Consider the following 11,010-nt stretch of genomic DNA (forward strand, 5'->3'; position numbering starts at 1 on the left):
TTCTCCTTGCTGTAGATATACCTTGCTAAGGAATAGATGGTTGAAGTAAGCACTCATTATTTCATCACAGGAGGTTGCTCTGTGATTGATTGAAGGTAAGCCCTATCCCTAAATCACAATTGCTTGTATTGGCTTGCGCCATGGCCATTTGTCTTTTTGCTGGGAAGGCTAAGGGTGTTTATCAATCCTCCATGTCGTGCCTTTGATTCCTTCCTTAGCCTGTCATTGAATCGCCTGCACTCCTATCGGGGTCAAAGGTATTTATACTTTCTTAAGCGTGTTCGTGCCCCTAAGCGATTGCGCACTGATTTTCTTGGCGCGTAAAAAATGCTTCCAACACTTTCTTGATGTTCTAGAGATGAAGAACAATTGATCGCGCCGTTAATGTTGCGAACTGGTCTAGGCTCCACTACATCTGATTTATGCATAGGGTATGCACGAGTCCAACAAGAGAGAACGCCCCTTTCTTCAAGGTATTAGTTTTTAGGCTTATTTATATATTCCAGCAAGTGGAAGATGGATAACAGCTTTGTTGATTGCTCCGTCTCCCCATAGCTTGACTTGGTGCATCACTGTCTGGTCCTGATGGTTGTCTTTTAGGCCAGCTGATTGAACCAGTGCCCATATTGGCCTTGAGTGAAAATGATCTGTTGTTGCCGATTGCATCAGTGCAGTAAACATGCCTCCGGCAGACTGAAGCCCGAGAGGTCGGTAGTAGTGCGGCCTTAGGCCTCTTGCTTGATCAGCAACTTGAGAGTATGCATTGAGCCATTATCAGAGTTGTTGACTTCTGATGAAGACCGTGACCAGCGAATCCTCCAACAGGCCGCTGGTGCGGGTGCTTTGTCTGCCGGATGTGGATTCTGCCATTGGTGGCGTTAAGCAACTCTATCGCCATGTTGAGCATCTGCTGGCCTTGGGTTGGGATGCTGCTGTTTTGACTGAGGCGGAGGGGTTTCGTCCCTCATGGTTTGCCTCTTCGGCGATGACACTTTCTCTTCAACGGAGCCATGAGCTAGGTGAGTTGGAGCAGCAGCGCTCGATCCTCTTGCTGCCTGAGACCTATTTACGAGTGGATTTGTCCGCTGTCCGCGGCCTGAATCTTTCTTCCTTGGCCAGGGTGGTGTTTAACCAGAACGCCTATTATTCCTATGGTGATTTTGGTCCTGATACCAGCCAGGCGTTGCAGTGTTTCTACGATGATCCGGCGGTGCTTCAGGTGCTCAGCATTTCTGAAGATACCCACACTTTCATGGCTCGCAATCTTGGCCTATTAGATGAGCGTCTAAGTCGAATTATTAATTCGATTGAGACGATTTTTTCTAGCGAACAACCCAAGTCCAATCGTATGCATTGGATGCCTCGCAAGAACCCCCAGCACGTGCAGGCAGTTATCCAGGGGATGCAACGTGCTGGGCTGCAGAACAGCATGGGCTGGACGGGAGAGCCTTTGCAGCAGCTCAGCCACGCTCAGGTGGCTGAGCGGCTTAACGGTGCACGCCTCTTTCTGGCTTTTGGCCATCCTGAAGGTTTCGGCCTGCCTATTGCCGAAGCGATGGCTGCTGGGTGTTGGGTGGTCGGCTATAGCGGCGGTGGCGGTCGTGAACTGCTTCGCTTTGGGGCTGCTGAGGAAGTGCCCTTTGGTGATTGGCCCGGATTTGTTGCAGCGATTCAGCGCTCTCTCGATAACTTCGCACGCGCTCCGCGTGAAACGGCCTTGCGCTTGCAGCGTCAGGCCTTGGCAGTGCGCGCGCTCTACAGCGCGGAGCAGGAGCGAGCATCGATTGCCGCTGCCTGGGAGCGCATCGCAGAGCGGTTTCAGCACTGGCTCGCATCTCACCCAAGCCAGCTTTGAATGGCTCCATGGCATTCTATTTGATTAATTATAGTGGTCACAATCAGCGATCTAGATCTCGTTCTGGAGGGGAGGTGTTTTGCATTTACTGGCAGGTACTTCAGCTTCAAGCGTCTCTCTTGCCAGTAAGTGTGGATTTCGATCACTGTTTTTGGGCTGAGCTATGAATATTCTCTTTATTCATCAGGGTTTTCCTGGGCAGTATCGACACATTCTCCGGGCTTTGGCCTCGCAGGATCGTCATTGTCTGGTAGGCCTGGGCATTGCTGAGCTCACTGAAGCTTTGCCTAAGGGTGTTACCTATCAGCGCTACGGCCTCACTCGTGGCAATACCCCTGGGGTACACGAATGGTTGCTTGACGTTGATAGCAAACTAATTCGCGGTGAAGCTTGCTCTGAAGCTGCAGTTAAGTTGAGGTCTCAGGGTTTTGTGCCCGACTTGATCTGTGCTCATCCAGGCTGGGGGGAAGCTCTTTTTATCAGGGATGTTTGGCCGAACGTCCCTTTGCTGTGTTATCAGGAATTTTTTTATAAAACTCATGGAACTGATTATGACTTTGACAAAGAATTACAGGGAGTACCTGATTGGAGGTCTTGTGCGCGGGTTCGTTTGAAAAATGCCAATCCGCTGCTTATGCTTCAGGTAAGCAGCTGGAATGTTACTCCGACCAAGTTTCAGCGCAGTACTTTCCCTTCGGAATGGCAACAACGCATTAGTGTTATTCACGATGGAATTGATACTGATTTAGCATCTCCAGATTCCAATGTGAAGCCTTTGCAGCTTCCCGATGGCACAATTATCAGTGCCGGAGAGCAAATAATTACCTTTGTAAATCGCTGCGTTGAGCCTTATAGAGGTTGTCACATTCTTATTCGTTCAATACCTCAGATTCAACGTCTTCATCCTAAGTCACGCATCGTGATTGTTGGTTCTAACGAAGGGGTCAGTTATGGGAAACCGGCTCCTAATAATCGTTGGAGTGATGTTTTTCTTGCTGAAATCGAAGGCAAATACAATCCAGATCGAGTTCATTTCACTGGTTCACTTCCATATCTTACTTTTTTGCAATTGCTTAAGCTTAGCTCTTGCCACGTCTATCTAACTTATCCATTTGTGCTCAGTTGGAGCCTGCTAGAAGCGATGAGTACGCAGTTGCCGATTGTCGGATCTGCCACAGCGCCAGTGCAGGAAGTTATTCGCCATGGCGAAACAGGTTTGCTGGTGGATTTCTTTTCGCCAAACGCTCTGGCTGATGCTGTAAGCACTTTGCTTAAAGATAGGGATTTAGCAACGCATCTAGGGGAGCGTGCCCGTCAGCTGGTGATGGAACGCTTCAGCTTGCAGCAGTGTGTTCCCCTTCAGTTGTCGCTTATGCATCTTGTCGCCTCAGGCAGCCTGAGCTGAACTGATTCAGCTTGATTAGGTATCACCCTGGTGTGCATAAAGAGCTGCGTAGCGACCGCCCATCTCCATAAGTTGGGCATGGGTGCCTTGCTCTGCGATTTTCCCTTGATGCAACAGTACTATCCTATCGGCATGGCGTACTGTGCTCAGGCGGTGCGTAATGAAAAATACCGTTTTCCCCTGCAAAGCATTCTGTAGGTTCCTGCATACTGTCGCTTCAGTGTCGTAATCAAGGGCACTGGTGGCTTCATCAAGCACAAGCAGGCTTGGGTTCTGAAGTAGTGTTCGCGCAATTGCGATTCGCTGCCTTTGGCCGCCACTCAGTCCAGCTCCCCTTTCTCCCAGATGCGTTGCATAGCCATCTGAGAGCTCCATGATGAACTCATGGGCTGCTGCTGCACGCGCCACATTGATGATCGATTCCGTATCGGCTTCTGGATGGTTCATCGCAATGTTTTCCCTGATCGTTCCATCAAACAGAAGGCAGTCCTGTGGGACGGATCCGATCTGCTGACGCACACTGCTCATTCTCACCTTGCTGATGTCGTAGCCGTCTATCAGGATTCGACCCTGCTCTGGTTCATACAGCCTCGGCAGTAGTTTCATTAACGTGCTCTTGCCGCTGCCGCTCTGGCCGACGATGCCTATAAAGCTGCCGGCAGGTATCTCTAGGTCGAGCTCGTTGATCTGATAAGCCCCTTTGCTGCCGAAACGGAATTTCAGCGATTCGAAGTGAACTTTGCCAATGATTGGTGGTAGGGAGATTTGTTCCGCATCATTTTCGCCTGCTTCAGGCACCTGATCAACGATATCGGCTAGACGCTCCATAGAGATGGCCACCTGCTGGAAGCCTTGCCAAAGGCTTGAGAGTCTCAGAATCGGTCCGGTTACATATCCTGCGATGATCCGGAAGGCGATTAATTGACCCAGACTTAGGTCGCCATTAACGACCTGGTAGACACCCACCCATATGATCAGTAGCGAACTGAGTTGATTTAGGAAATTTCCCACTTCACCGGCAGTGCTGCCGAGTATCACACTTTTGAAGCCTTCGGCAATCTGGCCGGAGTAGCGCTCCTGCCATCTCCAGCGTGAGTTCAGCTCGAAGTGCTGGGCTTTCACTGTTTGGATCCCACTTAGCGTTTCGATTAGATGGCTTTGAGTGCGGGCTGAGTATTGAGCCTGATGGCGGATCAGATTTCGATATACCGGCGCAATAAAAAGAATCAGCAGGATATAAAGCGGGATTGTGCCAAGAGCAACCGCTGTGAGTAGCGGGCTGTAGAGCAGCATGATCAGAATGTAGATAGTTGCGAACAGAAGGTCCAAGGCGCTAGTGATAGCAGTACCTGTGAGGAAAGAGCGCAGGTTGCCTAGTTCGCTTAGTCGTTGAGAGAGCTCACCTACTGGACGCTGTTCGAAGAAGCGCAGAGGCAGCCGAAGCAATTTGTCTATGACCTGACTGCCAAGTAAGAGGTCCATTCGGTCTGTGGTGTCGATCATCAGCCAGGTGCGGACGGCCGTTAGCAGGCCCTGGAAAAGTGCAGCGGTCACCAGGGCAGCTCCAAGCACCTGTAGGGCAGATAGATTGCTCTGATTGATAACCTTATCGATAATCTGTTGTAGCAGCAGTGGGTTTGCTAGCTGGAATAGTTGAATGAACAAAGATGCAAGAAGCACCTGAATCAGAGGCCAACGGAATCGTTTAATCACCGGGTTGAACCACCCCCAGCCGAACTGACGCTTCGCTGTGGTATCAAGGCGTTTGAGAAGTAATAAGGGCACTTCTTCACCCAATTCTTTTCTGGCTTCGGTAAATTCCAGTTTCTGCCAGCCACGCTCTGGGTCGGCCAGCAGCACATGCCCTTTGGAAACTTCGGTAATGAGCGCGAAGTGGGCCCCCCGATTCACCACCACCGGTAGTTCGAGTCGATGCAGTTGCTCGAATTTCACCGACCCCATCTGGGTCTGGAGTCCCATTGATTCTGCAAGCTGACCCATGCCCTGAATCGGCACCGATCCAGAGCGCTCCACGGAGCCCGTCAGAATTTTTTCCAGCACATCCACTGGACAGGGAGTGGTGTATGCGCATGCCACCATGCGTAGACATGCCAAGTTTGCAGCCACCGCACCCTTTCCTCGAATGAGTTTGAAACCCTGAAGATCCGTTGTGGATGTCGCTTCCCGAAGTCCGACAGCTGTGAGGTCAAGTTCTTCTGTAGGTCGCCAAGTATTGACTGCTGATGTTTTTGTATTGGTGGTATTTGCAACGTTGGGGGTTAAAGCAGAAGCTTTGGCTGTTGCTTTGACGGATGTTGGTGACCAGCGCCAGAAGCGCAGGGGTAGCGAGCTGTTCTGCTCGAACTGCTTTAGCTGAATGTCGTCAATTTCTTTGCCAACCCAGGTTTCTCCTCCAGCCACAACGGAACTCAGTAGTTCTATTACCTGCTCGCTGTCTTTCTGGCGTTTCTGGAGTTGGTCCAGGATCCACTGCTGTGAGTTTGCCGGTGGTGGGTTGAGTTCGCCAAGTATCTTTTGAAGAATCATGGCTCCTTCGCACGGGCTTTCTAGCTGCTGGAGGCCACTTCGAAGGCCTGGATCGTTTTGGAACAGTTCAAGCATTAACGTCAAGGGAAAGCTCAGCAGCTTGCAGGGGCGCCTAGCGATGGCTGCTTCACAGGGTGCCTGGCGCAACAGGTCCACCACTCCCACCAGTTCAACCGCTTCTAATCTGCCGACTGTGAATAGATCTTTGCTGAAGGGATCCTCCGCTAGTAGCCGTAGGGCGCCGTCTAGGAGCAGGAATGCATGGGTCTCGATAGTTCCTGCACGCAGGAGAGTTTGTCCTTGATTAAGGCTTAGTTCTTCACTGGCTTCGGCCAATCGCTCAAGGCTTTTCTTGCTTGCCTCTGCGAGGGCAGGCACTGACTGAAGTTTAACCAACCAGTCCTGGGTGCTTGACGTGATCGTCATGAAGAGAAGGTCACCTTGTTAAGCATCTTGCTGCATGCTTCTTTCAACCATGCGTCAAATTCTTCTCGCAGGATTTGTTCGCGCAATTTGTTATCGAACTGGCTGGCCTCAAAGGCTTCTAGTTCGGCCAAGACAGTCTGATGATCAAGTTGTATTGGTCTTATCACCTTTCCGACTCCTGACTGACGGAGAGCTTCGAGCAAGGGTGGTTCCAGTTGACTTGCAGGCACGGGCCCCACTCGAGCATTGGCTTGGGGATCACCTGGATTGAACTGTCGGGCAAGGCTCTCCCAGCTTTCTTCACGGTCTTTAATCCTGAAGAACACTTCCTGTAGCAAATCAGCATTGCCACATTGCAGGCGCCGGTAGGTCACCATGTCATAGCGATCCTTGTGCTTTAGATAAAGCGAGTTTGCCCTTGGGCCCCAGCGTTCTTCTCGATATCGCATGACTCGCTCTGGGCGACTAACCATTTTCTTCAGTAATGCTTCGTCTAGATGGTTTGCCCTGAGGAAACCTTGCAAGGCCTCGGGGCTCTCCAGCTGACGCTGCTTGCAGAAGTCATTCAGCAGTTTTTCTTCCAAACCCGTTTCCAGAGCTATCGATGCCGTTTCCTGCTCGAGGATCAGCTCTCGAACTACCATGGGTATCTGGTAATTACGTCGAAGAACATTGAAGATTTCCTCGTCGCTGATGAGACGTTCGTCAAGTCTTAGTAGAGGCATGGTCTAAGGCTGACGAAGGCGCTTGAGGCTCTCTCCCCTATTAGTAAAGAGATCGCTGAGTAGTTCAATTAGGCGACGATCACGTAGCTTCAGGTTTGTTGTGATCGTCATGCCTGCTTGTAGTGGGATAGTGGTGCCATCACGTGTTTTTAGATGAGATTCTAAAAGCTTCAAATCAACAGGAAAGTGGTAGCTAGATATTAGAGAGTTTGGTGGCAAGGCATCTGCACCGATACGGCTGATAGTTCCCTCTATCTCCCCATATTCGGTGTAGGGGAAAGAGTCTACTCGCACCTTGACGGGTTGACCAGGCTGAATGAAGCCTATGTCTCGGTTGTCGATATTCACTTCTCCCCCTAGCTCGCCTTTAGGCACAATTTTGAGTAGGGGCTCGGCATTACGCACTACATAGCGATCGTTGTCAGGTTTTAAGTTAAAAACTGTCCCGCTGATGGGGGCCTCGACGAGTTCATTTCGTAATCTATTTTGAACTTGTTGCAAGTCCCCTTGCAATTTAGCAGTTCGGCTATTGCTTGCATTTTGCAACTCTTCTTGTCTGTTAAGTTGTTGGTTTAATTCATCACGCTGACCCTCAAGTTGGTTTTTCTGTTGCAAGATCTGCAACTCGCTAATAGCTCCTGAATCTGCAAGAGGCTTCAACCTATTTAGAATATCTTCGCTGAGCTTGAGATTTCGTTTGAGCGTTTCCTGCCTCTGATTACTGCTGTTGAGTTGATCTTCTAATCGATCTTCCTCAATGTTTAACTGGCGAATAAGAGTTTCTTCTGCAGCCTTTGATGCTTTTACATCAAAGCGCAGCAAAACTTGTTTCTTAAGTACCTGTTGCCCATTTTTGACCAGAACAGCATCTAGCTGGCCGCTCAAGGGACTTTTGACTTCGACGCCACCTTCCTGAGGCACCAATCGCCCTTGCACAGTTATCACCTCATCGAGCCGGTAGAACCAAGCTGTGACGAAGGCAGTTGCCCCCAAACCCACAAGTGAGAGTAGAAAGATCTGTCCCCATTTGGAGGTCTGCCTCACCATCACAGTGTGTTCTTGCGGCAGGAGCATGAAGCGACGCTTCTGCCTACTACTCAAGGATCCTTGGAAAAATCATCGTCTTACCCTACTCGTTGAGTCTGGCAATTCACATGGCAGGAGACGACGTGCTTTTTGTCAGTCTTGATTCTTGTCGCTTTGACACGTTTTTTAAAGCTCATCAGGCTGGCTTCCTACCTAATCTGGCTGGTGTCGGAGTACTTCATCGGGCTCAATCTCCTAGTTATTTCACTTATGGCAGTCATGCCGCCTTTTGGATGGGTTTTACCCCAGGTGTGGTGGCAAGTACAGAACCCTGGTTGAATCCAAAGGCTGGCAAGCTATTTCGTATGGCATTTTCTGGCTCTCAGGGCAGAGATGGTGAGGGCTTCAGGCTTGAAGGTGCAAATATGATCGAGGGTTTTCGTCGTAACGGCTATCGAACGATCGGCAGCGCTTCTGTTGATTGGTTCAATCCCGCTACTGATACTGGCGCCGTACTTGGAGCGCCTTTCGAACGCTTCCATTTTTCAGGCAACACTTGGAGTTTGAGCAACCAGTTGGCTTGGATAGCCACTGAACTGGCCTTGACTCCTTTGGCCCAGCCTGTGTTTTGCTTCCTAAACGTTGGCGAGACCCATGTGCCTTATTGGCACGAAGGAGCTTCTTGGGAGCGGTGGCCAAGCCCTTGTGTACCCTTTGGCGGCTCATATTGCGATGCTGCTGAAAGTGCTAGGCGCCAACGCATCTGTTTGGAATGGGTGGATCGACAGATTGGTCCACTATTGCAGCGCTTTTGCGATGGAACTGTGTTGGTTTGCGCTGATCACGGAGATTGCTGGGGTGAAGATGGACTCTGGGAACACGGAATTAGCCATCCGGCTACTCTCACGGTTCCATTAATGCTGCGGGTTAGGGGTGTGTCTGTTAGAGCTCCAAATCCTCCGAATTTTTCCAGTCGTCTACGTTCGCTAGTGAGTCAGCTGCTGCGCAGACCTTGATTCAATAATTGTTCCCACAGCTGCAGTGACCGTGAGAGTTCGAAGCCAGGTTTGATTTGTGCTGCGGGATGGTTTTTGTCCTGCAAGGCTTTTCGCAAAATGGGGCTCAGGCTTTGCTCAGAGTCGAGATTCAACCATGTAACGCTTTCATCTTCTGCTATACCATCAGTTGCTGGGTTGCGGCTCACTGCCAATTTGGCCCCACAGGCAGCTGCTTCAAACAGGCTCCAGCTGGTCACATAAGGGTGCGTGAAATAGCAATGTAGGTTGGAGCGCCAAAGTAGTGCTCTGTAATCGGTGTAATTCAACAGGCCTGTGAAAAGGATGCGTTCTCGGCCAGCGAATTCTCCGAGTTCATCGAGAAGATGCTCCTTCCAACTGCCGTTGTGGCTTGGTGCGTCGTAGCTGTAGGCGCGGCGATCTGCTCCCGCGATCACCACTTGCAGCATGGGATCCTCCTTCAATAGCGTTGGCAATGCCCTGAGGAATTCTGGGAAGCCACGCAGTGGTTCCATACCGCGTGTGGCATAGCTGATGATCTTGTTCCCTGCTGTCAAGTGGAAAGTTTCGCCGCTTTCGCGGTTGGCGATCGCGAGGTCTTTCTCTTCCAGGGAAAGACCTGTGGGGCAAGGATGAAAGAAATTTGTGTCAATACCATCGAAGATCACCGAGAGTTTCTGTTGATAGGTGTTTGGGAATTGGCTTTTTTGCCAGTGAGTTGGTACAACTCCCAGATCACAGTTCTCCAGTTCGTGGAGGATCACAAGATTGCGAAGGCCAATTCTCAGCTGATTATCGAGATCGAAATTTTTGAGGAGGTGCTTTGCTGTGGCTGGTCGGAAAAACCACTCAAAATAACCCACATGCAGAGCATTTGGAAGCAAATCCTTGATGAATAGACCAACCCCTACGCCTGAGTGGGTCACCACCACACGTGGCCTTAATCCTTCCTCGATAAGATTATGAACTTCTTTAATTACAGCTTGACCCTGTAGTACGGCGTCTTCCGTGGCTGTTAGGTAATGGTGCGTTTCTGGATGTGGGCTGCGGTGGCATGCAAACGTGCGGGTTTCTATGCCAGGGACGGGTTCATTTGCGGCGTCCTGGCGGGCTGTCAGAAAAACGACTCGATGCTGTTGTTCTTGTCCCAGCAGCGATGCTAGATGTCGGAACTGCGCTGGGTAGTTTCCGTGGATGAAGAGGAAGTCCATGGATTCAGTGTCTACCAGCCCCAGTTGAAGCCGTATCGGTTTTTTATGCCTTCGGCCGTTTTGGCTAGCTCGCGTCTGAGCTGGGCCCGTACGTTGGGATCTACGTCTTTGGCCTCCCCTTGGCCCGCATTGGCTCTAGGCAGCGGCATGGGTAGAGGCTGATCTTGAAGATGTAGGAATTGCTGAATTCGCTTCCATATCGCATCGGTGTTGTTGAACAGATCCTCACTGCGGAGCACAAGGATTTGGCGCTTTGCAAAGAGTGCTTCGTAACGATCAAGCTGCTCGAGGTAGTAGCTGCGACTGAGGTAACTGTGTTTTTGCAAGCTGTAATGGTTGCCACTAGCAAGCCTTGCTGGTTCTGCTGCTAGTGCCGCGTGAAGTTCAAGCTCTTCAAATCCATGGCGATGAGCATGGAAATATTGCGAGAGGGTTCTCTCCACAGGATCACGAAGCAGGGCAATCAAGCGAACCTTTGGCAACAACTGTTTGATTCGCCTTGGTGCTTCTGGATGAAACATGTAATAAGGGGAGATGTCGCCACGGCGTTGACCAGGCTTTGCTGCATTGAAGTGTTTGGCATACCAACTGATTGGCTTGTCAGCATGCAAGCTGAAGTATTGAACTTCTTTGCATTTGGGCAGGAAGATATCGGGATGCAGAGAAAGAAGCTTGTGGAGGCTTGTGGTGCCGCCTTTCTGGGTACCGATGACCAAAAAATGAGGAAGGGGCTCTTTGGCACGTAAGCCGAATTGCTGCTTCAGCTTGCGAATTGAGGTATCAAAAACCTGAACCATCA

The 11,010-nt window shown here is 50.5% G+C and carries 8 protein-coding genes; 3 read left to right on the forward strand and 5 right to left on the reverse strand.

Annotated elements, in window-relative coordinates; genetic code table 11:
- Positions 1-802: 802 nt before the first annotated feature.
- Complete coding sequence (locus SIB74_RS11980; RefSeq protein WP_197463313.1) at positions 803-1,855, forward strand: glycosyltransferase; 1,053 nt, start codon at positions 803-805, stop codon at positions 1,853-1,855.
- Positions 1,856-2,078: 223 nt separating this feature from the next.
- Positions 2,079-3,260 (forward strand): glycosyltransferase, encoded by a 1,182-nt coding sequence (locus tag SIB74_RS11985; RefSeq protein ID WP_413681739.1) that lies wholly within the window; start codon positions 2,079-2,081, stop codon positions 3,258-3,260.
- A gap of 15 nt (positions 3,261-3,275) precedes the next feature.
- On the opposite strand, the gene SIB74_RS11990 is transcribed toward SIB74_RS11985, so the two are convergent.
- From SIB74_RS11990 to SIB74_RS12000, 3 genes are read right to left on the reverse strand one after another with little or no spacing between them, the layout of a single operon-like run.
- Complete coding sequence (locus SIB74_RS11990) at positions 3,276-6,233, reverse strand: ABC transporter transmembrane domain-containing protein (protein ID WP_063396462.1); 2,958 nt, start codon at positions 6,231-6,233, stop codon at positions 3,276-3,278.
- Positions 6,230-6,958, reverse strand: coding sequence for a peptidylprolyl isomerase (locus tag SIB74_RS11995; protein ID WP_063396461.1), 729 nt, complete (start codon positions 6,956-6,958; stop codon positions 6,230-6,232). Before SIB74_RS11995 ends, SIB74_RS11990 begins: the two co-directional genes overlap by 4 nt.
- 3 nt (positions 6,959-6,961) lie before the next feature.
- Positions 6,962-8,059 carry an HlyD family secretion protein gene (locus tag SIB74_RS12000; RefSeq protein WP_197463312.1) on the reverse strand — a complete coding sequence of 366 codons (1,098 nt, stop codon included), beginning with the start codon at positions 8,057-8,059 and terminating at the stop codon, positions 6,962-6,964.
- Positions 8,060-8,112: 53 nt separating this feature from the next.
- Between SIB74_RS12000 and SIB74_RS12005 the strand changes: the two genes are divergently transcribed.
- Positions 8,113-9,000 (forward strand): sulfatase-like hydrolase/transferase, encoded by an 888-nt coding sequence (locus SIB74_RS12005; protein ID WP_156486150.1) that lies wholly within the window; start codon positions 8,113-8,115, stop codon positions 8,998-9,000.
- Here the strand turns inward: SIB74_RS12005 and SIB74_RS12010 are convergent.
- Both SIB74_RS12010 and SIB74_RS12015 read right to left on the reverse strand, forming a co-directional pair.
- Positions 8,979-10,211: a glycosyltransferase gene (locus SIB74_RS12010; RefSeq protein ID WP_063396458.1), complete on the reverse strand. Its 1,233-nt coding sequence runs from the start codon at positions 10,209-10,211 to the stop codon at positions 8,979-8,981. The genes SIB74_RS12005 and SIB74_RS12010 overlap by 22 nt on opposite strands.
- Positions 10,212-10,222: 11 nt before the next feature.
- Positions 10,223-11,008: a sulfotransferase family protein gene (locus tag SIB74_RS12015; RefSeq protein ID WP_082818508.1), complete on the reverse strand. Its 786-nt coding sequence runs from the start codon at positions 11,006-11,008 to the stop codon at positions 10,223-10,225.
- Between the last annotated feature and the right edge of the window lie 2 nt (positions 11,009-11,010).

Origin of the sequence: Prochlorococcus sp. MIT 1306, assembly GCF_047304515.1 — a bacterium.
Lineage (GTDB): Bacteria > Cyanobacteriota > Cyanobacteriia > PCC-6307 > Cyanobiaceae > Prochlorococcus > Prochlorococcus marinus_D.